This window comes from Kitasatospora sp. NPDC093806 (assembly GCF_040683335.1).
Taxonomy (GTDB): Bacteria; Actinomycetota; Actinomycetes; order Streptomycetales; family Streptomycetaceae; genus Kitasatospora.
This window is the reverse complement of sequence record NZ_JBFBDO010000015.1, coordinates 38,873-60,523: the sequence shown is the minus strand read 5'-3', so window position 1 is coordinate 60,523 and position 21,651 is coordinate 38,873. Positions and strand designations below refer to the sequence as shown.

Sequence of the window (21,651 nt, the reverse complement as noted above, 5' to 3'; positions counted from 1 at the left end):
GCCCGCCCCGTCGGCCGGATGCCCCCCCGGGTCGGGGCCGCTGACCAGGCAGGACGACAATGGCGACGTGAACGATGTGGACTACCGGGAACTGGTGCGGGACTCGATGGAGGCGGCCGCGCGCTCGCCGCTGCGCGGGCGGGTCGCCGACTACATCCCGGCGCTCGCCGAGGCCGACCCGACGGCCTTCGGGATGGCGATCGCGACCGTGGACGGGGAGGTGTTCGGGGCGGGCGACTGGCGGCAGCCGTTCTCCGTCCAGTCGGTCTCCAAGCTGTTCACGCTCGCCCTGGCGCTGGCCGAGGGCGGCGACGGGCTCTGGGCCGGCGTGGGCCGCGAGCCCTCCGGCAACCCGTTCAACTCGCTCGTCCAGCTGGAGTCCGAGCACGGCATCCCGCGCAACCCGTTCATCAACGCCGGCGCCCTCGTGGTGACCGACCGGCTGCTGGAACTGACCGGCGACGCGGTCGGGTCGGTGCTGGATTTCCTGCGCGCCGAGTCCGGCAACCCGGCCGTCGCCGTGGACGGGGCGGTCGCCGCCTCCGAGGCCGGGCACGGCCACCGCAACGCCGCCATGGCGCACTTCATGGCGAGCTACGGCAACCTGCGCAACCCCGTCGAGGACGTCCTCGCGCACTACTACGCGCACTGCGCGATCGAGGCGAGCTGCCGCGACCTGGCCCTGGCCGGCCTGTTCCTCGCCCGCCACGGCGTGCGGACCGACGGCGCGCGCCTGCTGTCGCGCAGCGAGGCCAAGCGGATCAACGCGGTGCTGCTCACCTGCGGCACCTACGACGCGGCGGGCGAGTTCGCCTACCGGGTCGGCCTGCCCGGCAAGAGCGGGGTCGGCGGCGGCGTGCTGGCCGTGCTGCCGGGCCGGGGCGCGGTCTGCGCCTGGAGCCCGGGGCTGGACGCCGCGGGCAACTCGGTGCTCGGCGTGGCCGCCCTGGACGCGCTGACGACGGCCACCGGCTGGTCGATCTTCTGACGACCCCCTGATACTCCTCTGGCGGCCCCACCCTGGCCGGACCGTCACCCGACCGCCGCAGGCGGACGATCGGGTGACGGTCATTCACTTATCATGTCCCCTTCACCCAGCTGACGGCCGGTCAGGTCAGGATCGGACCTCGGCGGGGAAGCCACCGTCGCACGCGATCCGACAAAGGGGACAGACACCGTGACCGTCCGCCGCACCCTCACCGGCACCCTCGCCGCCGGCCTGCTCACCGCGGCCGCCGCCCTGCTGCCGGCCGGCCCCGCGGCGCAGGCCGCCGCGAGCACCCCGGGCGAGCTCCCGTTCGGCTCCGCCACCACCGTCGGGCTGCACAACACCTACGACCCGGCCGCGTTCGGCTACCTCGCCCAGGGCCTGGACACCGGCACCGGCATGATCGAGCTCGACGCCTGGCCGAACACCCTCACCAAGGAGTGGAAGGTCAGCCACTCGAACCCGCTCGGCAACGCCAACAACTGCGTCAGCGCGAGCACGCCCGCCCAGCTCTACACCGGCGGCGGCAACAAGAACCTGGAGACCTGCCTGGACGACGTCCGGGTCTGGCTCGGCGCCCACCCGGCCGCCGGGCCGCTGGTGATCAAGCTGGAGCTCAAGTCGGGCTACGCCGGCAACCGCGGCATGGGCCCGGCCCAGTTGGACGCCCTGATCGCCGCCCACCTCGGCCCGGCCGTCCTGAAGCCCGCCGACCTGCTCGTCAAGCCGGGCGGCGGCTCCTACCCCGACCTCGACGAGGCGGTCCGGGCCGGCAACTGGCCGACCAGGGCGGCGCTGGCCGGCCGGGTGCTGCTCTACGTCATCCCCGGCACCGTCGAGCTGGACAACCCCTTCGACACCCTGCACACCGACGTCGAGTACGGGCGGTACCTGCGCGACCTGGCCGCCGCCGGCCGGATCGGCGAGGCCCGGATGTTCCCCACGGCGCTCGGCGCGGCGGCCGGCGACCCGCGCACCAGGTACAGCGAGACCTCGATCCGCCCGTGGTTCGTGGTCTTCGACGGCGACGCCGCCACCTACCTGAACGGCATCGACACCGCCTGGTACGACGCCAACCACTACCTGCTGACGATGACCGACGCGCACAACGTCGCCCCGGCGATCAGCAACACCGACCCCACCGCCGACCAGGCCCGCGCCCGCGCCGAGCAGCTCGCCCGCGGCCACGCGACCATCGTCTCCAGCGACTGGCGCAAGCTCCCCGCCGTCCAGTCCCTGGTCCTGCCCCGCGGCTGATCCCACCGCCCCCCGCCCGCCGCGCGTCAGGCGCGGCGGGCGGCGTCGAGTTCGTCCTGCCAGGCGGGAGCGGTGAACGCGGCGCCGTAGAGCCCGGCGCAGGTGCGCAGGTGTTCGGCGTACGCGGCGCGCAGCCGCCGGGTGACGTGCGCGCACAGGGCCTCCGCCGGGGTGCCGGTGGCGTCGGCGTCGATGACGGCGGCGGCCAGGATCGCCGTCCGCAGCGCCTGGGCGGTGCCCGTGCCGCTGAGCGGGTCGTAGCGGATGGCCCCCGCCCCGACGATCAGCCGGCCGTACGGGTGGCGGTCGGTGGGGGCGATCGCCGGGGCGGGGTGCAGACGCGGGGCGGCGGGGATCGCGGTGGCGGTCCGGGGCGCCCGGCCCACCGCGCCGCCGAGGGCGGAGTCGGCGAGGACCCGGTGCAGCAGCGCGGCGGGTTCGGCGGCCGGGCCGGGCACCATGGCCTGGACCAGGCATTCCTCCGTCCCCAGCGGGGTGAGCTGGAGCCAGGCCAGCGCGGTGGTGTCCAGCAGGGCGGTGCGCGGGTCCTGGCCGGGCCGCAGCGAGGTGGTGCCGGTGAGCAGGCGCCGCCGGCCCGCCTGCCGGGGGCCGTCGCCGGTCGGCGGGGTGCCGGGGTCCGGTCGGGCGGTCACCGTCCACCGGGTGGGGCCGGCCGGTGCGGGGAGCGGCCCGAGCCGGGCCCGCATCCGGCGGGCCAGCGCCACGCCGTCCACCACCCGGGCCGGCTGGGCGAACCGGGCGGGCCGGGCGTGGCGGCCCCAGCGCACCTGGCGGTGGGTCAGGCGCGGTGCGTCGTCGACGAGCCCGTCGCCCCACAGCGACCGGAGCAGGTCGAGGGTGGGCCCGGTGAGCAGCAGCGGCCGCGACCCGGCCCCGGGGTCCGACCCGGCGGGCGGCCCGAGCCGGATCCGGTGCCCGCGCTCCGCGAGGAGCCGGGCACAGGTGAGCTCGGCGAGCCCGGACCCGGCGATGGTGACCGCACTCACGCGACATTCCCCGGTCCGCCGGCCGGGTTCCCGGTGTGCAGGTCGAGGACGGCCAGCAGCGCCCGGACGTCCCGCTGCTGGCGGATCGCCATCGACCGCGTCGCCCGGTCCCCGAGCCGGCGGAGGGCCTGCTGGGCGTCGATCGCGGCGAGCGCCGCCGCCCGGGTGGCCTGCCCGTCGGCGAGCGGTCCGGCGAGCGGGCCGGCGTCGGGTGCGCCACCGCCGGGCGCTCCGGATTCGGCCGGGCGGGCATCGGACGGGCCGGCGTCGGGCGCGGTGAGCCAGGCGGGCAGGGTGAAGCGGGGCGCCACCCCGCGGGTGGCGAGCGCGTGGTTGGTCTCGTGCAGGTTGGTCATGGTGCGGCGGGACTGTTCGATCAGCACGCCGCCCGCCCGGTCGCCCAGGCCGAGCGTGGTGTGCAGCGCGCCGAGCAGGAGGGCGTAGTACTGGTCGCTGAGGTCCAGCAGCCGGGTCTGCAGCGCGCTGCCGTCGCCCGGCCCCAGGGTGCGCAGGTACTGCTGCGGATCGATCGTCGAGAGGTGGCGCTGCACGGTGGTGAACCGGTGGAAGTGGTCGCCGCCCTCGTCGATGATCAGCTTGACCAGGTGGGCGAGCCGGCCGTCCGGGTCCTCCGGGAACAGCTCCGGCCGGCGCACCAGCGTCTCGTGGAGCCGGACGTACATGCCGTCGATGCCGGTGCCCGCCGCCTGGCTGGGGGCCTCGACGTCGATGAACCACTGCAGCACCTCGGGGTCGAGCCGCCGCAGCTCGAACGCGTGCGGTCCGTCCCGGTCGATGCTGGCCGCGCGGCCGAGGACGACCGGTTCGTTCAGCGTGCCGAGGGCCTCGTTGACCCAGCGCAGGTGGCGCATCTCGTCGACCGCGACGGCGAAGACCTCCGAGGCGGCCGTGTGGATCCGCGCGGTGAGCGTCCGCAGGCCGGTGCCGTCGGGCAGCTGCCGGGGCGCGTTCAGCGAGTAGTGCGCGAACAGGTACTCCACGCACAGCGCGTGCTCGACGGTGGCCAGCCGCTTCAGCTCGGCGACCACCTGCGACCGCGTCATCGGCGGCACGGCCGGCGGGGCGGGCACGCCGAGCGCGTCCGCCTCCCGGTCGTTGAGGACCGGGGGCAGGACGCCCCAGTCGCGGATCAGCCCCGGCCAGCTGAACTCCAAGGCCCTGCGGACGCCGGGCAGGCCGGCGGCCGGGGGCCGGTTGGTGTCGAGGTCGGGGGTGAGGGAGCGGTCCCGGCGGAGGTAGTTCAGCTGCGGGACGGCGCCGTCCGCGCTGCTGGTGACGTCCGGTTTGGAGGCCGCCCAGTAGTAGCAGCCGCAGTCGCGGAAGTCGTACTGCCAGGGCGCGCAGAGGGTGCGGGTGAGGTCGCCCGGCTCGTAGACCTCCGGGTCGATCACGCCGTCCGGGTCCAGGTAGCGGGCCCGGTCGGCGACCAGGACGGCGAGGCCGAACCGGCCGTCCTGGCCGCGCAGGACGCCGCTGCGGTTGTCGCGCCGCAGCCGGTTGAGGTTCCCGACGGCCGTGGAACCGGGGGAGAAGCGGCCGGGTTGCGGGCCGAGCACGACGGCGATCCGGCCGGGCAGCAGGTCCCGCACCCGGCGCCAGACGTCCAGGCCGTCCATGCCCTGGAAGCCGATGACGGGGGCCCGGTCCTCCGTCTGGTCGACGGTGGTGCGCCCGCAGACCGCCCAGAGGTGGACGGGGGTGTCGTCGTCCGTCAGGTCGGCGTCGGTGAGGCCCTGCTGCGCGGCGACGCCGCCGGCCACAGAGAGGACCCGGGAGCCGTCCAGGCGCTGGAAGTCGACCCGCAGGCCGGGGAAGAAGGCCCGGTCCAGGTTGCGCTGGTCGAACTCCAGGCCGGGGTAGCAGTTGTCGACGCCGCTCTCCGGGCGGGTGCCGGGCGGGTTGCCGCGGACGACGTGGTCCGCCTTGGCGGTGAGGTTGCGCGGGAAGATCTTCCCGGGGGGTGTGTTGTCGGGCATGGCACGCTCCTTTCAGTGGGCGGCGGGGCCGGTGTCCGGTCCGGCCGGGTCCGCCGGGTCCGCCGGGTCCGTCGGGTCCCGGAAGAACCCGGGCGCCGCCTCGCAGAGTTCGACGTAGGCGCGCAGGCAGAAGGCCAGCCAGCCGCGGACGTAGTCGCAGCCGGGCCGCCCCCGGCGGCTCACCTCGTGGTAGCAGCCGCCGCCGCACAGGTAGCGCGCCCAGCAGGACCGGCAGGGCTCCGCCCGGTCGACGTGGCGCCGCGCCAGGTGCCGCTCGCGCGCGGCGCGGTCGGAGCCGGCGGCCAGCGAGCCCATCGCGAAGGCGGGGTCGTCGACCAGCCGGTGGCAGGCGTACAGGCCGCCGTCCGCCGAGGCGCTCAGGTAGCCGGCGCCCGCGCCGCACGGGTACGGGCGGTGGGTGCCGCGGTGCAGCTCGTACAGGGCGGTCCGGAGGTTCCCGAACGGGTAGCGGCGCCCGGCGGACAGTTCGCGCAGGGCCTTCTCGCCGCACTCGACCATCCGGTCCAGGAAGCCGGTGAAGGTCGCGGGGGTGAGTTCGTAGCCGGGGTCGGGCGCGCTGACCACGGCGGCGAAGCCGACCTCGTCGAAGCCCAGGTCGATGCCGTGCTCCAGGACGTCGAGCAGTCGGCCGGTGTGCGGGGTGACGCTGACCCGGGCGCCCAGGTGACGCGGGCGCCCGTGCCGCTCCAGCACCTCCAGCCCGGCGCGCAGCCGGTCGTACGCGCTCCCGCCGCCCGGCGCGCGCCGCAGGGCGTCGTGCCCCGCCCGGTCCCCGTCCAGACTGACCGTCACGGTGAACGGGTGCTCGGCGAACAGCCGGGCGTCCCGGGGCCGGACGGTGGTCAGGTTGGTGGTGAGCGCGAAGCGGACCGGGTGCCCGGCGGCGGCCCCGGCCCGCTCCGCGTACCCGACGACCTCGTGCACCAGGTCCCGGGCCAGCAGCGGCTCGCCGCCCATGAAGCCGACCACCACGGCGGCGCCGGGTGCCGCCTCGGCCAGCAGCCGGTCGACGGCGGCGAACGCGGTGGCCCGGGGCATCGCGCGGGCGCTCCCGCCGAACCGGCCCTCGTCCGCGTAGCAGTGCCCGCAGCTCAGGTTGCAGGCCTGCATCACGTTGAGCGAGAGGGAGGAGAGCGGCGGCGGTTCGGCGGGGGTGCCGTCGATCCGCGGCGCTCCCCACAGGGGGAGGTCCAGTTCGCGGGCGAGGTCCGCCCGCGAGCCGTCCGGGGCGGCCGCCCACCGCTCCAGCCGGGCGGCGGTCCGCTCGTCGGGCAGGTCGTAGACCCGGCTGCCGTCGGCGACGAACAGGTGCGCGCCGTGCGCGCTGCGGAACACCTTCACCTCCGGGTGGCCGTCCGGCGGGGTCGCGCCGGGGGGCGTCTCCTCCGGCGGGGTCGCGCCGGGGGGCGTCTCCCCGGGCGGGCGGCGGCCGATCTGCAGCAGCACGGTCATGACCCGGGCTCCGTCTCGTCGCGCAGCGACCGGGCCCAGCCGACCAGCAGGTCGTACTGGCGCCGGGTCAGGTGGAGGTCGTAGGAGTCGGCGCCGCGCATCGCGAAGGGCATCCGCGCGTTCGGGGCCGGATCGTCGGGGACGGGCGCGCGGACCACCCGCCCGATGAGGTCGGGCTGCTCGCGCAGCACGTCCTCCAGCACTTCCAGCGCGACGTAGCGCCGGTGCCGGCGGCGGCCGTTCTCGGTGAGCCCGAGCACCACGCCGTCCGGCTCGTCCGGGACCGGCAGCAGGAAGCCGACGCGCTCGTTCTGCACGTCGACGTTGATGTTCGCCATCGTCTCCAGGATCCGTTCGAACAGGTCCCTGACCTCCAGGGCGGTCTGCCGCCGGTCGGCGAGGTAGGCGGGGTCGCTGACCTGCGCGCGCAGGACCCGGTCGGCCAGGCCGTCGGCGAGGGAGACGAAAGGCCGGCGGTCCGGCGCGAAGTCCGGCGGGCTGACGACGATCCGGGCCGTCGCGCTCGGACCGCCGGGGAGGGAGACCGAGACCGTGCCGTCGCAGACGTCGTCGACCAGGCCCACGCTGGTCTCGTTCTCGGCGTTGGCGAACAGCCCCGGCGGCATCGTGCGCGGGTCCACCTGGGTGTCGGCCAGGGGGAAGTGGCGCCAGACGGCGGCCGGGTTCAGGATCAGCCGATCCGGTGGCAGCTCGTACTGTTCGGGTTCGCCCGGCTCGGCGGGGCGGTTCGGCAGGTCGGTGGGCCCGTAGACGGCGCCGACCGCCGGGGTGAAGCGCAGCCGCAGCTCGGGCAGGGCCTCGTTCGGCCGGGGGACCTGCACCGAGCCGAGCGGCAGCGCGGCCCCCGGGGGGACGAGCGGCCGGTCGGCGCCCGGCGGGGACACCCCGTCCAGCGGGTGGCGGCCGTGGTCGTCGCCGTCGACCTCGACGCTCGCGTCGATCCGGTCGCCGGGGCTGCCGGTGTAGTGGTGCGCCTTGTGGTTGCCGACCGCGACCCGCCAGCGCACGTCGGCCGGGCCCAGCCCGAACCGGGCGAGCACCGCCTCGGTGAGCGGGCCGGTGTGGCCGGTGCCGTCGACGGTCCAGCTGCCGTGCAGTTCGAAGTAGGGGCAGACCGGACGCCAGCCGTCGGCGTCCTTGAAGACGACCCGGTCGGGCGTCCGCTCGCTCAGTGTGCCGTCGGGCGCGAGGTCGAGGGTGGGGGCGGGCAGCACGGTGGTCTTGCCGGAGCCCCGGGGGGTGAGGTCGCTCGGCCCCCACTGGTAGTTGTCGCACGGGACGGGCGAGGGCCCCAACCGGGCGATGGCGAGCGGTGGTTGGAGCCAGATTCGGTCGATCACCGGGGCCTCCTTGCCGGTCGTGCGGCCCGGGAGGGGAGGGATCGTGGGCGATCTCATGGGTCGCGAGCTCACCGAGGCTGCACCGAGGATGACGATAGGTGACCGAAAATACGCGACGGGTGACCGGATGTCCGGTCCGACACGGCCGCGTAGTGCGTCCGCATCGGACCGGACGGGTCCGGAACCGGTGGCTCAGGCCGTGCGGTCGTCCGGCTCCTCGGACCAGTCCTCGGCCAGCAGGCCGAGCACGACCTCGTCGGCGAACGCCCCGGACACCCAGGCGGACCTGCGCAGCGTCCCCTCCAGTACGAAGCCCGCGCCGGTGGCCGTCCGGATCATCGGCAGGTTGTCGGTGAGCGTCTCCAGTTGGAGCCGGTGCAGCCCGCGCACGGTGAACCCGTACCGGCAGAGCAGCCGCACCACGTCGCGCGAGAGCCCGCGGCCGCGGAAGGCGGGCCGCAGCGACAGCCCCAGGTGGGCGAGGCGGTTGTGCGTGTCGATGCCCCAGAGCAGCGCCTCCCCGGCCAGCTCGCCCGAGGCCGCGTCCACCACCGAGAAGCAGGCGGCCTCGTCGTCGGGCGCGACCACGGCGTACGGGGAGCCGGCGCCGTCGGGCGAGATCGGCCGCCAGGGCCGCGAGTCGGCCCGCGAACGGGTGGCGACGTCGTCGTACAGTTCGGACTGCAGCACGGGGACGTCGCTGTCACGCCGGGCGCGGAGCGCAATGCGGGAGTTCTGTAGCATGTCACATTGCTAACAGTCCGGAATGCCCCGGGCAACTCGTTATCCGAGTCGGGGCGGACCGGCCCCGGTCACCCGGTCCCGGTCGGCCGGCCCGGTGGGAATGGTGGCGGTGGGGGCGGATGTTGGGACGGGCGTGACTGCTTCGCCCGGTTTTCGGCTCTCCGTGTTGGATCGTTCCCGGACCCGGGAGGGGGAGGAGCCGGCGCGGGCGTTGCGGGCGACGGTGGCGTTCGCGGTGGAGGCGGAGCGGCTCGGCTACCACCGGTTCTGGGTGTCGGAGCACCACGGGGTGCCCGGGGTGGCCGGCTCGGCGCCGACGGTGCTGGCCGCCGCGGTGGCGGCCGCGACGTCACGGATCAGGGTCGGGACCGGTGGCGTGATGCTGCCCAACCACCAGCCGCTCGTGGTGGCCGAGCAGTTCGGCGTGCTCGCCGCCCTCTTCCCCGGCCGGATCGACATGGGCCTGGGCCGTTCGGTGGGGTTCACCGACGGGGTGCGGCGGGCGCTCGGCCGGGAGAAGGACGCCGCCGACCGGTTCCCGGAGCAGATCGCCGAACTCCTCTCCTACTTCGACACCACCGCGCGCTCCCACCGGGACGTCCACGCCCGCCCCGCCGAGGGCCTGGACGTGCCGGCATTCGTGCTGGCCACCGGCGCGGGTGCGGACGTCGCCGCCGAGGCGGGGCTGCCGCTGGTGATCGCGGCCGTCCGCGGGGAGGAGGCCATGCTGGCGGCGATCGACCGCTACCGGGAGCGCTTCCGCCCCTCGGCCCGGGCCGACCGGCCCTACGTCGTGGTCTCCGGCACGGTCGCGGTGGCCGGGACCGAGGAGCGGGCCCGGACCCTGCTCGTCCCCGAGGCCTGGGCGAGTGCCCACACCCGCACCCACGGCGAGTTCCCGCCGCTCGCCCCGGCGGAGCGGATCCTGGCCCGGCCGATGAGCCCGCGCGAGCGCACCGAGTTCGACCGGGCGCTGACCGGCCACATCGCGGGCACCCCCGACCGGGCGGCCGGCGAGCTGGCCGCGCTGATGGAACGCACCGGCGCCGACGAGTTCCTCCTCACCACCAGCACCTACGACCGTGCGGAGCAGTCGGCCTCCTACCGCCTGCTGGCCGAGGCGGTGGGGTTGTCGGCCTGACCGGGTTCGGTGGCGACGGTCGGTGACGGGGCATCCGCTTCCGTGAACGGTCCGTCGAGGGCTTCGAGTTCGGCCGGGCTGAGGGCGAGGGAGGCGGCGGCCGCGCTGTCGCGGATGCTGGCGGGGCGGCGGGCGCCGGGGATCGGGATGACGCTGGGGGAGAGGGTGAGCAGCCAGGCGAGGCCGACCTGCTGGGGCGAGACACCGTGGTCGGCGGCGACGCGGTGGAAGGCGGTGGCCGCGGGCACGGGGTCGGCGGGGTCGTCCAGGACGCTGCGGGCGAGTCCGCCGAGCGGGCTCCAGGGCAGGAAGGCCAGGCCGAGCCGTTCGGCGAGCCGCAGTTGCGGCTCGGCGGTGCGGTCGGCGGGGGAGAACCGGTTCTGCACCGAGACCAGCCCCGGGCCGAGGATCTCGTGGGCCGTCAGGATCTGCTGCTCGGAGACGTTGGAGAGGCCCGCCGCCCGGATCTTCCCGGCCGTCAGCAGCTCGGCCAGCGCGCCCACCGACTCCGCCCAGGGCACCCGGGGGTCGGGCTTGTGCAGCTGGTAGAGGTCGATCGCCGGGACGCCCAGTCGGCGCAGCGAGTCCTCGCACGCCCGCCGGAGGTGCTCCGGCCGGCCGTCGACCGTCCAGGAGCCGTCCCCGGGCCGGCCGCGGCCGCCCTTGGTGGCGACCAGCACGGCGTCCCGCTCGGCGGCCGGCCGGGCGGCCAGTGCGCGGGCGATCAGCCGCTCGTTGTGGCCGGTCTCGTCGGCGTGCCAGTGGTAGGAGTCGGCGGTGTCGAGCAGGGTGACGCCGGCGTCGAGCGCGGCGTGCAGGGTGGTGAGGGCGTCCGCGGCGTCGGGGCGGCCCTCCACCGAGAGGGGCATCGCGCCGAGCCCGATCGCGCCGACGGACCGGCCGCCGATGGTGCGCTGCCACATGGTCAGGCCGCCTTTCCGTCGGCCCCGGCAGCCCCGGCAGCCCCGGCAGCCCCGACGGCCTCGTCGGCCCGGGTGGCTTCGACGGCCTCGTCGACGGCGCCGGGCAGCCAGTGGGCGGTGGGGGAGAAGGCGAGCCCGAGTGAGACGGCGCGCCGGTCGTCCATCGGGTACCAGCGGTCGAAGGAGAACGGCGAGTGGTCCGCGCCCTCGGCCCGCCGGTAGCGGGCGGTCGTGCCGAGCCGGTCGGCGATCAGCTCGCACAGCTCGATCGCGTCGAGCGGCCGCGCCGAGCAGGCGTTCACCGCACCGACCGCCGGGGAGGCGGCGACCCGGACCAGCGCGGCGGCGATCTCCTCGTGCCGGACGAAGGAGGTCGGCTGCGGCCGCTCGTGCACGGCGACCGGTCGGCCGGCCGCGATCAGCCCGGTGTAGTGCGCGAGGCGGCCGGTGAAGTCCCGGGCGCCGCCGCCCAGGACGTGCGCGCTGCGCACGCTCGCCCAGGAGAACGGCGGGTCGGCGGCGAGCACCGCCTCGGCCTGCCGCTTGCCCTCCGCGTAGGCGGTCGCCTCGCCGAAGTGCCGGACGATCGCCGCCGGATCGTGCCAGGGCAGGCCCGGGTCCACCGCCCAGCCGGTCGGGTCGACGGCCTCCTCGGCGACCGGCCGGCCCGGGGTGCCGCGCAGCAGCGGTGAGGTCGCCGGGTCGTACACCTCCATCGTCGAGGTCATGACGTAGCGGCCGGTGCGGCCGGCGAAGACCCGGCGGGCCACGGCGGCCTGGGCGGGGGTGTAGAGCACCTGGTCCACGACCGCGTCGAAGGTGCGGTCGCCGAGGGCTTCGGCCAGCGCGGTCCCGTCCGAGCGGTCGGCGCGGACGTGGTCCACGCCGGGTGGTGGCTCGGTGGAGCCCCGGTTGACCAGGGTGACGCGGACCCCGGCGTCGCGCAGCAGGGTGACCAGGTGTCGGCCGAAGTACCGGGTGCCGCCGATCACGCACACGCTGCGGAGGTCGTCGTCCTGTTCGGCCTGGTTCTGTACGGCGTTTCTCATGGGCACCACTCTGCTGCCGTCCCGTCATCAGCAGAACTACCGAATGACTGAACGCGTCATCAGCTGAGCTGTCGACCGGGGCTCAGAGCCAGCCGCGCCGGGCCGCCTGCACGCCGGCCTGGAAGCGGTTGCTGGCGCCCAGGTGGGTCAGCAGCGCGGAGACCCGGCGGACCACGGTGCGTCGGCCCAGGCCCAGCCGGCGGGCGATGGCGTCGTCGGTGGCGCCGCTGGCCATCAGGGTGAGGATGCGGCGGTCCCGGTCGTCGAGGTGGAGGCCGGTGCCGGCGGCGGACGCCGGGACGGCGAGCCGCCACAGCGTCTCGAAGACCGCCGCCAGCGCGCGGAGCAGGCCGGACGGGCGGATCAGCAGCGAGACGACGCCCGCGTGGTCGTCGGCGGGGAGGGTGACGATGGCGAGCTCGTCGTCGCCGATGGCGAGCTTGAGCGGCGGTTCGTCGAGCGTCCGGGCCTGTTCGCCGGCCTCGATCATGCGCGCCATGTTGGGACCGGCGACCGGGTCGTCGAAGGCGCAGCCGCCGTAGATCGTGCGGTAGGCGACCCCGGCGGCCATCCGCTGCCGTTGCAGCACCTCCTGGTCGAGGTAGTGGGCGGGGCTGCCGGAGTACGGCGGCACGTCGATGACCCGCAGTCGGTGGCGGGCGGCGAGTTGGATGCGCCGGCTGGCCGCGAGCACCTCGGCGGGGTCCTCGACCACCTCCAGCGCGCCGTAGCCGCCGGTGCCGCGGCGGGCGAGGCGGTAGATCCGGTCCAGCTCGGCGCCCGCGCGCCGGGCGTCGGCGCGCCGGACGGAGTCGCGCTGGAGGACGGCCTCGACCACCTGCCCGGGTGGCAGCGCCTCCCAGGCCAGGCTCCGGCGGTCGCAGGTCACCACGATGCCCTCGTCGGCGAGTTCGCCGAGCACGGCCAGGACGGCGGCCTCGTCGAGGCCGGCGGTCGCGGCCAGTTCCGGTACCCGGGCCCGCGGGCGGGTGACCAGGCCGTGGTAGACCCGGCCGCGTTCGGAGTCGGGGTCGAGCACGTCGTACACAAGGGCCTCGATTCGCCATGTTCATGTCGGAATGTCGGGCCGTCGGAGCCTACCCAGGCCGACGGCGCACATGCGCCAGTGGCCCAACCGGGCCGACAGGCGCTCTGGCGCGCGGCGATGTGACGTCGCGAGAGTGGTCGGTGTCCGGACCGTTCGCCGACCCGCCCGTCCGCCCCGCCCGTCCGCCCCGCCCGTCGGACCACCGGTCCACGGCTGCCGTTGCCCCCGTGCGTCCGGACGCGGACGCGGGCGCCGACTCGGCGGCACGCACCCTCACGCCCAAGGACGCCCCATGACAGCTGCACCACCCGCCCGGCTCCCGCGCACCAGGACGGCCGCCGCCGCCCTGGTCGCCGGCCTCCTCCTGCTCCTCCTGCCGGGCGTGCCGTCCGCGCACGCCGGGACGCCCGCCCCGCCGCCGATGACGGACGGCTTCGGGCTGACCCAGGTCCGCGCCGTCACGGGCAGCGCCACCAACTTCGTGCTCACCGTGACGACCCCCCAGGTGGCCGGCGAGCACACCATCCGGATCCTGCTGCCCGCCGACTACGCGGCGAATCCGGACAAGCGCTACCCGGTCCTCTACTTCCTGCACGGCGCCTCGGACAACCCGGCCAATCCGGCCCTGGCCTTCCCCGCCCTGACGGCGGCCACCTCGATGATCACGGTCATCCCGGACGGCGGCCTGCGCGGCTGGTACACCGACTGGCTCGACCAGAACACGGCGGCCGGGGCACAGAACTGGCAGACCTTCCACCTCAACCAGGTGGTCCCGTTCGTCGACGCCAACCTCCGCACCCTGACGGCCCGGAAGAGCCGGGCCGTCGGCGGCCTGTCGATGGGCGGCTTCGGCGCGCTGCACTACGCCCAGACCCGGCCGGAACTCTTCGGCCACGTCCTCACCATGTCCGGCGCCAACGACCTCTCGGCGGACGAGATGATCATCCGCGGCGCCGTGGTGGGCACCCTCACCAACGCCGGCACCGTGCTGTGCGGCTCCAGCAGCGGGCAGCCCTGCGGCCTGGACTTCGGGCCCACGGTGTCCAGCGACGCGATCTTCGGCTCGCCGTACCCCGTGTTCAACGTCGACTGGCGGTGGAACGCCGCCGACCCGGTCGCCCACGCCGGGCTGCTGGCCGACACGGACATCGCCGTCTACACCGGCAACGGCAACGGCAACCCCGCCGACATGGAGTTCTGGGCCGAGGGCACCGCGAAGCGCCTCAAGGACCGCCTGACCGCCCTCGGCCTCCCGCACCGCTTCGTCGACTACGGCAACGGCGCCGGCTGGGGCACCGCCTGCGACGGCGGCCACTCGGCGGGCTGCTGGGCGCAGGACCTCGTGGACTACGTCCCGCGCCTGGAAGCCGCCTTCGCCTCCTGAGCCCCCTTCCACCCCCGTACCCGACGAGCCCTGTTCCCCGACGAAAGGACCCACCCGTGCCGTCCACCCCGACCTCGACCCTGACCCCGGTGCCGGGCCATCGCCCGGCCTCCTGGCTGCGCCTGCTCGCGGCCGTCCTGGTGACCTGTTGCGCCGCGCTGGGCCTCGGCGCCGCCCCGTTCACGACGGCCCGCGCCGACGCGGCCACCACCGGCACGGCCGGCGCCGTGGCCGCCTGCGGCGCCACCCCGCAGCAGTGCCTCACCCTCAAGTCGCTCAGCAACGGCCGCCAGCTCGACGTGCAGAACGGCTCGATGGGCGACGGCGCGTACGTCGTCACCAACTCCGCGCCCGGCTACCACCAGTCCTGGCGGCTCAACGTCGACCCCGCGGACTCGTCGTTCACGATCGTCAACAACGACACCGGCAAGTGCATCGACCTCGCCTGGTTCACCCCGGCCCTGCGTCAGCAGACCTGCGCCGGACAGGCCAGCCAGCGGTGGTTCTTCCAGCCGGTCGCCGGCTCCGACGACTCGTTCATGATCCGGCACCAGGGCGACAACACCTGCCTCGACCTGCTGCTCGGCGCCAACTACGACGACGCCTGGACCGACCAGTACACCTGCAACGGCACGGTCAACCAGCGCTGGTCCACCGGCCACCCGCTGGCCGCCCGCAACCTGGCCGTCGACCACGCCGCCAAGCAGTGCCAGAAGGACCTCTCCAGCTGCTCCTGGGCGCTGAAGAGCGAGGCCCCGGCGGCGCCGCTGCCCAAGATCTGCGTCTCCTCGGTGTGGTTAAACAACACCGGCGGCACCGTCCAGCAGAACTTCTCGGTCACCAACATGAGCGGCTGGTCCAACAGCATCGGCGCCGACATGGGCACGCAGATCTCGGCCGGCATCCCGGGCGGCGGACTGACCGCGGTGGTGAACTCCACGCTGCGGTACAGCAACGTCTGGAACGGGTCGACCACCGTCAACAACAGCGTCACCGTCTCCGTCCCGCCGCAGCAGTACGGCTGGGTGACGCTGGCGGAGCTGGCCCGCAAGGTCACCGGGACGTGGACCTTCGACGCCCGCGGCATCCCGTGGACGGCCGAGGACACCCTCACCGTCCCGCTCACCTACGACCCGGCGAGCGGCGGCGCGACGCTCTACATCGCCAACACCAGCCCGACCTTCACCACCTGCTCCTGACGCTCCGGAATCACCGGACCGGGCGGGCGGCGCCTCACGCGCTGCCCGCCCGGTCCGACGGCTGTGGGCTCAGGCCAGCAGGTCCGACTGGAGGGTGACCACCTGCCGGAACGCGGCCTCGGGCACGCCCTTGGGGTTGGTCATGGTGATGACGCCCACGACGTCACCTGCGGAGAGGTAGGCCAGGCTGGCGGTGGGATCGGCGTCCCGACGGCTGGTCGGGGTCTGGCGAGCCGCGAGGTCGACGCCGTAGACCGTGTTCCACGCCTGCGGCGTGAAGCCCACCAGGCCGGGGATGTCCTTCGGCTCCCCGCCGTCCCGGAGCTTGACGAAGACGGACCAGGCCTCGCTGGAGGAACCGAAGGAGAGCAGCCGGATCTGCGTGCGGGTGCCGTCGGCGGTCGTCCACTCCCGGACGGTGGCGGCCCGGCAGGCGAGCTGCAGGAGGTCGGCACGCAGCTTGGCCGGATCCTTCTGCTCGGCCGCGAGGGCGTCGCAGGGCACCCAGTCGGCGACGGCCGGGCCCGCACCGGTCGAGGTGGACGGGGCGGGGCTCGTGGCGGTCGGGCTCCCGGTTGCGGTCGCGGACGCCGACGCGCTCGGGGTCGCGGGCGCGGTGGGGCTCGGGAAGACCACTGGGCCGAGCGAGCCGCCCGCCTCCTTGGGCGCGGGCAGCAGCAGGTGCCGCAGATCGGCGGCGTGCCGGCTCTTGCTCTCCCTGGGCGCGGCCTTGCCCGAGGGCAGCGGCGGAAGAACCAGGGCGGGGAAGGTGTAGCGGCCGTCGCTCTTGGTGGCCAGTCCCGGAAGGTCCGTGCGCTCCGGCGTGGTGACGGCGAACGCCGCCCCCGTCCCGGCGAGCACGAACACCACGGCCGCCGCGCTCCACCGCACCGCCGCCTTGCGCCGACGGGTGCGCAGGGCCGCGCGCTCCTCCTCGGTCGGCGACGCGGCCGCGTAGGGGGCCGTCACTCCGGGGCTACCCCAGGGGTTGTACTCGGCCACGGGTACCGGGGCAGCCGGTGGGGCAGGGGCGGCCGGTGGGGCCGGAGCCATGGGCTCGGCGGGGACGTCGGGGGTGTCGTGGTCGGTCATACGGACGCTCCCGGGCTGGCGAGGCGGTCGAGCTGCTGGGTGAGGAGGGCCACGATCTTGTCCTTGGGCAGTGGTGTCACGCCCTCGGAGGACAGCACCACCAGGAGGTCGCCCTCGGCGGCCGAGCACTCCATCCGGTCGATCGGCGCGGACGGCGGCGCGGGCAGCAGGTAGCAGTGCGCCTCGGGGTGGCCCGGGACCGCCGGGCCGGTGCGGAAGAGTCCGGTGTCGCTGGTGAACACGGCCGTGTACTCGTTCATCTTCTGCACCTCCTGCTGGTTGAACTGGTGCAGCTTCACGCTGATGACCAGGTTGTTCAAGCGGTGCTTGTAGGTGCGCACACCGATGGCCTTGACGTGCAGGCTGTCCCAGAACCGGCGGAGCTTGTCCTGCTGTTCCTTGGGTACCGGCAGGATGTCGTCGTTCAGTTCGGCGTCGAGCTGACCGGCCGCCAGCTCGACGTCGTTGCCGGAGCCGCCGTCGTCCGGGCCGAGCCCGTAGTCGCCGCCGACCGGCAGCAGCAGGTCGCGCAGCGAACCGAAGTGGTTGCCGTTGGACTTCGCGCCGAAGGGCGTGGCGGTGGCGGTCGGCGTGGGCGCGCCGGTCGGCACGGCGGCGGCCGTGACGGGCGCGGGATCGTCGTACCGGACCTCGATGATGCCGACCCCGATCACCACGCCGACCAGTGCGGCCGCCATCGTCGCACCGCCCGCCCGCAGCAGACGGCGGGACGTGGCGACCGGTACGGGCTGCGGCTCGGTGTCCGGGATGCCGGTCACGATGCTCTCGTTCATACCAGCCGCTCCCACTGCTGCTTGGCAAGGTTCTTCAGGGCCTCGCCGTCCACCGGCTGAGTGCCGAACATCTCGACCTGCATCAACACGGGGCCGCGTTGCGCGACCGCGATGCCGCGGTAGAACTTCTCGGTGGTCTCGTGCCAGTACGAGGCCTGGCTATCCACGCGGTAGCCGCCGTTGGCCTCGGCCGCGAACGGCTGCGCATCGGACTTGGCCCACCGTCCCAGGTCGGCCTCGCGGGCGAAGTCGGCCGAGTACTGGATCAGCGAGACCCGGACCTTCAGGTCGCCCTGCTGCCAGTCGACCTCGACGGCGCGCCGGAAGCCGTGCTCGACCAGCTTGGTGAACTCGCCCTTCGAGTTGCCGTTGTGCTCGGCGAGCTCGCCGACCGTGATCCAGCTGGGCTTGTCGGGGTTGTCGCCCCAGGGGCTGCTGCCGGACGGCGCGGTGATCAGCAGCTTCCGCAGGTCGCCGTCGATGGCGAGCGGCGCGGGCGCGGCCGCGGCGGCGGCCGCCGGGTCCAGGACCTCGGCCGGGTAGGACGGCAGCGCGACCTGGATCGGCGGCAGCGGCGTCGGGGGCCGGAGGGCCTGGACGGCGTAGCCGACGGCGCCGCCGGCCACCGTGCCGAGCACCAGTCCGGAGACCAGGAGCAGGACCGGGCGCGGCCGGCGGGGGCTGCGGACGGGGACGACGGGCGGCTCGACGACGGTGTACGCCATCGGTGGCGGCGGAACTGGCGGCGCGTCGGCGGGCGACGGCGGCACGGACTCGGTGGTCACGGGGTGGCTCCAGAAAGGAAAGGGGAGGCGGAGGGGCTCAGCGGCCGGAGGTCAGCCAGTCGCGCTGGCGCTTCATCAGCTCGCTCAGCAGCGCCTTGTCCGGGGTGCCCTTCACGTCGACGTCGACCTTGTACTGCACGTCTCCCTGACTGGAGATGCCGGTCATCGAGCCGGTGTACGCCTGCTGCTTGGGCTTGCGGATGTACCCGTGGGCGGCGGAGTCACCGGTGATCTCGATCGGGTCGAGGTTCATGGTGTGGTTCTTGGCGAACTCGCTCGCCTCCGCCGTCGAACCGAACCGCATCAGCGTGACGGTGACCTCGGCCTTGCCGTCCGCCGTGCGGTACACCCGGGTGGCGGACTCCTTGTAGCTGTACGAGCGGAGGATGCGCATGATGCCGTCCTGGTTGTCGAACATCTCGGCCACCTCCTCGTCGGTCATCGTCATGCCGTCGAGGGGGCCGTAGGCCTCGCCGCCCTCGGGGATCGGCAGCAGGAAGAAGCGCAGGTCGCCCTCGTGCCGGCCGTTGCTGACGGAGCCCTTGACGGTGCTGCTCGGCTTCGGCGCGGGTGCGGGCGGCTCGGTCGTCGCGGGGGCGCTCGGAGTGGCGCTTGCCGACGCGGACGCCGACGCCGAGGCCGGCGCCGAAGCGGTCGGGCTCGCCGTGCCGGGGGCTCCGGCGGCGACGACGGCCGGCTTGTCGTCCGGCTTGCCGACGGCCACGGTGACGGCGGCACTGGCCGCCGTCACGGCGAGCAGGCCCGCGGTGGCCAGCGCCACCCCGACGGCACGCGGCAGCCGCCGCGCCGCGCCGGGCTGGGCGGGTACCTCGGGAACAGCGGCGACGGGAACAGGGGCGCCGGGAACAGCGGCGAGGGGAACGGGATCGGGTACGACCGCCGGCTGCGCCGGTTCGGCGGCGGGCGGCAGGTTTTCGGGCGCGGACAAGGAACTCCCCCACGGGAACACAGCGGAATCTCGCGCACGGGCCTCTCGCGGGCCACCCCCCGGTGGCTTCGGGCCATCAGTCGCGCGTCTCGGCTGGAATTATGCGAGCAGCCGCACCCCCGGCGCCAACAAGATCAATCACCGCACTCCCGCCCAAGACCCGACCAAAGGGACACGCCGTGATCGAACTGAAATCGATCACGGCCGCCGGCCCGTCGACCGCCGAGCCGGCCCGTCTGCCGACCCGTCATTCCCCGGGCGGGCGCGCCGCGCCGCGCAGGGTGCCCGGGGGGAGGCCGAGGTGCCGTTCGGCGGTGCCGAGGGCCATGTCGTGCAGGGCCGGGTGGTCGGGGTGGGTGTCGTCGTTGGCGTAGGCGCCGAGGCCGTCGACGGTGACCAGGATGTGCAGGGTGGCGCCGAGGGCGTCGTCGGTGGTGAAGTCGCCGGCCCGGACGCCCTCCTCCACGAGCTCGGTGAGTGCCGTGCGGGTGAGCGACTCCTGGGCCCGGACGGCGGACCGCAGGCCGGGCTTGAACCTGCTGAGGTGGCGGGCGTTGAGCCACAGGCGGCTCAGGTCGAGGTGGCCGCCGTCGGTGAGCGGGACGAGGAACCGGGCGAGCCGGGTGACGGGCGGCAGCGGGTGGTCGTCCGGGGGCAGCAGGGCGTCCCGTTCCTGGGCGGCGGCGTGCGTGAAGGCCTCGCTGACCAGGTCGTCGGCGGCGGGGAAGTAGTGGCCGATGAGTCCGGGCCGCACGCCCAGGTCGTCGGCGACCCGCCGCAGGGTGATGCGTTCGAGGCCCTCGTCCAGGGCGATCCGGGCGGCGGCGTGCAGGATCTCCGCGCGGCGCTCGCCCGGCGGCTTGCGGGTGCGGGTGGCCTGAGGTCTTGACGTCATGGGGGACACGCTATTGGATGTGTGCCCAACATCTAGTTGGCCATCCGACCAATAAGGCCGGACCGGTCGACGGACGGACGGATCCGAGAGGCCACCATGAGAGCGACCGATCCCACCCCCTGCCCGAGACCCGTCGACGACGCCCGTCCCGAGGGTGAGCCCAGCAGCGGCCGGACGGGCCGACCGGAGGCCCGGGGCATCGACCTGGTCCCCGCCGAGGAACGCGCCGGGCGGCCCCGCGGGCTGTTCGCGGTCTGGGCCGCGCCCAACGTGAGCTACCTCAGCTTCGTCGTCGGCGCCGCGCTCGTCCTGATGGGCCTCACCCTCCCGCAGGCCGTCGGCGTGATCCTGGTCGGCAACCTGGTCTGGATCTGCACCGGCGTGGTCGCCGCCGCCGGCCCCGTCGCGGGCACCAGCGGGTCCGTCGTCTCCCGGGCGATGTACGGCGTCCGGGGCAACAAGGCCGTGGTCGTGGTGACCGGCTGGCTGATCTCCGCGGCCTACCTCGCGCTGAACTGGTCCGCCGCCGCGGTGGCCGGCATCGGCCTCGCGGCCCGGCTCGGCCTGCCCGCAGGCCCGGTCGTCGACGCGGCCGTGACCTGCGCCATCGCCGCCGGGACGGTGCTGATCGCGATCTTCGGGTACGCCGCGATCGTCCGCCTCTACAGCGCGCTCAGCATCGCGCTGACCGTCGTCTTCGTCGTCGTCACCGGGTACGTGCTCGGCGCGGCGGACCTCTCCTACGCCCCGGCCGAGCCACTCGCGGGGGCGGCGCTCGCCGCCGCGCTCGGCGCGGGCTTCACCCTGGTGGCCTCCGCGCCGTTGTCCTACGGCAACAGCCCCGACCTCGCCCGCTACCTGCCTGCCGACAGCAGCCCGGTCGCCGTGGCCGGCTGGACGGCGCTCGGCGCGTACCTGCCGAGCGTGGTGTTCACCGCGGTCGGCGCGCTCGCCGCCACCGGGCTCGACATGAGCGACCCGGAGCGCGCGCTGGAGGGCGTCCTGCCGGGCTGGTTCGTGCCGGTCTTCGTGATCGCCGTCATCGTCAACACCATGACCAACAACGGGATGACGGCCTACAGCGCGAGCCTGTCGGTCCAGTCGGTCGGCGTCCGCCTGGCGCGGATCCCGGCGGTCCTGGTGATCGGCGCGCTCGGCACCGCCATGACGCTGTACGCGGTCCTCGTCTTCGACTTCCTGACCGGCGTCAGCACCATGCTGCAGCTCGTCGTCGTGGTGACCGGCCCGGTCATGGCGGTGGCGATGACCGACCTGCTGCTGCGCCGCAACCGCTACGACGGCGCCGCCCTGCTCGAACAGCGGCGCGGCGGTCCGTTCTGGTACCGCGGCGGCGTCCACTGGGCCGGGCTCCTCGCGCTGGCCGCCGGCGCGCCCGCCGCCCTGCTGTGCGTCCGCACCACCTTCTGGACCGGCCCGATCGCCCGGATCGCGGGCGATGTGGACCTGTCGATCCCGGCGGGCACGACCGTCGCGGCCGCCGTCTACTGGGCTACGACCCGCGTCCTCGGGACGATCCCGCGCTCCTGACCCGGCCCCCTCCCACC

Annotated in this window: 19 protein-coding genes; 6 read left to right on the top strand and 13 right to left on the bottom strand. The window is 74.7% G+C overall.

What is annotated here, in order from left to right; all coding sequences use genetic code 11:
• The first annotated feature begins 91 nt into the window (after positions 1-91).
• Positions 92-988, top strand: coding sequence for a glutaminase (locus AB0N76_RS11275; protein WP_363555677.1), 897 nt, complete (start codon positions 92-94; stop codon positions 986-988).
• Positions 989-1,177: 189 nt separating this feature from the next.
• Positions 1,178-2,245: a phosphatidylinositol-specific phospholipase C domain-containing protein gene (locus tag AB0N76_RS11270; protein ID WP_363555615.1), complete on the top strand. Its 1,068-nt coding sequence runs from the start codon at positions 1,178-1,180 to the stop codon at positions 2,243-2,245.
• Between the two features lie 26 nt (positions 2,246-2,271).
• Here AB0N76_RS11270 and AB0N76_RS11265 read toward each other — a convergent pair whose 3' ends face one another.
• From AB0N76_RS11265 to AB0N76_RS11245, 5 genes are all read right to left on the bottom strand, one after another.
• Entirely contained in the window at positions 2,272-3,252 is a 981-nt protein-coding gene (locus tag AB0N76_RS11265) for a hypothetical protein (RefSeq protein WP_363555613.1), read from the bottom strand.
• Positions 3,249-5,249, bottom strand: a complete 2,001-nt coding sequence (locus AB0N76_RS11260) for a ferritin-like domain-containing protein (RefSeq protein WP_363555611.1) — start codon at positions 5,247-5,249, stop codon at positions 3,249-3,251. The genes AB0N76_RS11265 and AB0N76_RS11260 overlap by 4 nt, the downstream gene beginning before the upstream one ends.
• Before the next feature lie 12 nt (positions 5,250-5,261).
• Positions 5,262-6,722 carry a radical SAM protein gene (locus tag AB0N76_RS11255; RefSeq protein WP_363555609.1) on the bottom strand — a complete coding sequence of 487 codons (1,461 nt, stop codon included), beginning with the start codon at positions 6,720-6,722 and terminating at the stop codon, positions 5,262-5,264.
• A complete protein-coding gene (locus AB0N76_RS11250) occupies positions 6,719-8,083 on the bottom strand; it encodes a hypothetical protein (RefSeq protein ID WP_363555607.1) in 1,365 nt (454 codons plus the stop codon). Before AB0N76_RS11250 ends, AB0N76_RS11255 begins: the two co-directional genes overlap by 4 nt.
• A 192-nt stretch (positions 8,084-8,275) precedes the next feature.
• A complete protein-coding gene (locus tag AB0N76_RS11245) occupies positions 8,276-8,827 on the bottom strand; it encodes a GNAT family protein (protein ID WP_363555605.1) in 552 nt (183 codons plus the stop codon).
• A 100-nt stretch (positions 8,828-8,927) separates the two neighbouring features.
• On the opposite strand from AB0N76_RS11245, the gene AB0N76_RS11240 reads away from it, so the two are divergent.
• Positions 8,928-9,968 carry an LLM class flavin-dependent oxidoreductase gene (locus AB0N76_RS11240; protein ID WP_363555675.1) on the top strand — a complete coding sequence of 347 codons (1,041 nt, stop codon included), beginning with the start codon at positions 8,928-8,930 and terminating at the stop codon, positions 9,966-9,968.
• Here AB0N76_RS11240 and AB0N76_RS11235 read toward each other — a convergent pair.
• The 3 genes from AB0N76_RS11235 to AB0N76_RS11225 all read right to left on the bottom strand — a co-directional run bounded on the left by AB0N76_RS11235 (position 9,929) and on the right by AB0N76_RS11225 (position 12,988).
• Entirely contained in the window at positions 9,929-10,891 is a 963-nt protein-coding gene (locus tag AB0N76_RS11235; RefSeq protein WP_363555603.1) for an aldo/keto reductase, read from the bottom strand. The genes AB0N76_RS11240 and AB0N76_RS11235 overlap by 40 nt on opposite strands.
• A gap of 2 nt (positions 10,892-10,893) precedes the next feature.
• Positions 10,894-11,940 carry an NAD-dependent epimerase/dehydratase family protein gene (locus AB0N76_RS11230; protein WP_363555601.1) on the bottom strand — a complete coding sequence of 349 codons (1,047 nt, stop codon included), beginning with the start codon at positions 11,938-11,940 and terminating at the stop codon, positions 10,894-10,896.
• Between the two features lie 82 nt (positions 11,941-12,022).
• The gene (locus AB0N76_RS11225) at positions 12,023-12,988 is read right to left on the bottom strand and encodes a LuxR C-terminal-related transcriptional regulator (protein ID WP_363555599.1); all 966 of its coding nucleotides are present in this window, start codon (positions 12,986-12,988) and stop codon (positions 12,023-12,025) included.
• A 292-nt stretch (positions 12,989-13,280) separates the two neighbouring features.
• Between AB0N76_RS11225 and AB0N76_RS11220 the strand changes: the two genes are divergently transcribed.
• Positions 13,281-14,372: an alpha/beta hydrolase-fold protein gene (locus AB0N76_RS11220; protein ID WP_363555597.1), complete on the top strand. Its 1,092-nt coding sequence runs from the start codon at positions 13,281-13,283 to the stop codon at positions 14,370-14,372.
• A 56-nt stretch (positions 14,373-14,428) separates the two neighbouring features.
• Complete coding sequence (locus AB0N76_RS11215; protein ID WP_363555595.1) at positions 14,429-15,571, top strand: RICIN domain-containing protein; 1,143 nt, start codon at positions 14,429-14,431, stop codon at positions 15,569-15,571.
• 69 nt (positions 15,572-15,640) lie between these two features.
• Here the strand turns inward: AB0N76_RS11215 and AB0N76_RS11210 are convergent, their stop codons facing one another.
• The 5 genes from AB0N76_RS11210 to AB0N76_RS11190 all read right to left on the bottom strand — a co-directional run bounded on the left by AB0N76_RS11210 (position 15,641) and on the right by AB0N76_RS11190 (position 20,086).
• Positions 15,641-16,663, bottom strand: a complete 1,023-nt coding sequence (locus AB0N76_RS11210) for a hypothetical protein (protein WP_363555593.1) — start codon at positions 16,661-16,663, stop codon at positions 15,641-15,643.
• Complete coding sequence (locus tag AB0N76_RS11205) at positions 16,660-17,457, bottom strand: hypothetical protein (protein WP_363555591.1); 798 nt, start codon at positions 17,455-17,457, stop codon at positions 16,660-16,662. The genes AB0N76_RS11210 and AB0N76_RS11205 overlap by 4 nt, the downstream gene beginning before the upstream one ends.
• A complete protein-coding gene (locus AB0N76_RS11200) occupies positions 17,454-18,242 on the bottom strand; it encodes a hypothetical protein (protein ID WP_363555589.1) in 789 nt (262 codons plus the stop codon). The genes AB0N76_RS11205 and AB0N76_RS11200 overlap by 4 nt, the downstream gene beginning before the upstream one ends.
• A 37-nt stretch (positions 18,243-18,279) precedes the next feature.
• Positions 18,280-19,191, bottom strand: coding sequence for a hypothetical protein (locus tag AB0N76_RS11195; protein ID WP_363555587.1), 912 nt, complete (start codon positions 19,189-19,191; stop codon positions 18,280-18,282).
• Between the two features lie 247 nt (positions 19,192-19,438).
• A complete protein-coding gene (locus AB0N76_RS11190) occupies positions 19,439-20,086 on the bottom strand; it encodes a TetR family transcriptional regulator (RefSeq protein WP_363555585.1) in 648 nt (215 codons plus the stop codon).
• Between the two features lie 96 nt (positions 20,087-20,182).
• On the opposite strand from AB0N76_RS11190, the gene AB0N76_RS11185 reads away from it, so the two are divergent.
• Complete coding sequence (locus AB0N76_RS11185) at positions 20,183-21,634, top strand: cytosine permease (RefSeq protein ID WP_363555583.1); 1,452 nt, start codon at positions 20,183-20,185, stop codon at positions 21,632-21,634.
• The last annotated feature ends 17 nt before the right edge of the window (positions 21,635-21,651 follow it).

What these genes read in the sequence shown, in the direction of transcription:
- AB0N76_RS11210 (WP_363555593.1), bottom strand. Translation starts at nt 16,663, where the DNA reads ATGACCGACCACGACACCCCCGACGTCCCCGCCGAGCCCATGGCTCCG.
- AB0N76_RS11245 (WP_363555605.1), bottom strand. Translation starts at nt 8,827, where the DNA reads ATGCTACAGAACTCCCGCATTGCGCTCCGCGCCCGGCGTGACAGCGAC.
- AB0N76_RS11230 (WP_363555601.1), bottom strand. Translation starts at nt 11,940, where the DNA reads ATGAGAAACGCCGTACAGAACCAGGCCGAACAGGACGACGACCTCCGC.
- AB0N76_RS11205 (WP_363555591.1), bottom strand. Translation starts at nt 17,457, where the DNA reads ATGAACGAGAGCATCGTGACCGGCATCCCGGACACCGAGCCGCAGCCC.
- AB0N76_RS11240 (WP_363555675.1), top strand. Translation starts at nt 8,928, where the DNA reads ATGGTGGCGGTGGGGGCGGATGTTGGGACGGGCGTGACTGCTTCGCCC.
- AB0N76_RS11260 (WP_363555611.1), bottom strand. Translation starts at nt 5,249, where the DNA reads ATGCCCGACAACACACCCCCCGGGAAGATCTTCCCGCGCAACCTCACC.
- AB0N76_RS11220 (WP_363555597.1), top strand. Translation starts at nt 13,281, where the DNA reads ATGACAGCTGCACCACCCGCCCGGCTCCCGCGCACCAGGACGGCCGCC.
- AB0N76_RS11255 (WP_363555609.1), bottom strand. Translation starts at nt 6,722, where the DNA reads ATGACCGTGCTGCTGCAGATCGGCCGCCGCCCGCCCGGGGAGACGCCC.
- AB0N76_RS11190 (WP_363555585.1), bottom strand. Translation starts at nt 20,086, where the DNA reads ATGACGTCAAGACCTCAGGCCACCCGCACCCGCAAGCCGCCGGGCGAG.
- AB0N76_RS11185 (WP_363555583.1), top strand. Translation starts at nt 20,183, where the DNA reads ATGAGAGCGACCGATCCCACCCCCTGCCCGAGACCCGTCGACGACGCC.
- AB0N76_RS11235 (WP_363555603.1), bottom strand. Translation starts at nt 10,891, where the DNA reads ATGTGGCAGCGCACCATCGGCGGCCGGTCCGTCGGCGCGATCGGGCTC.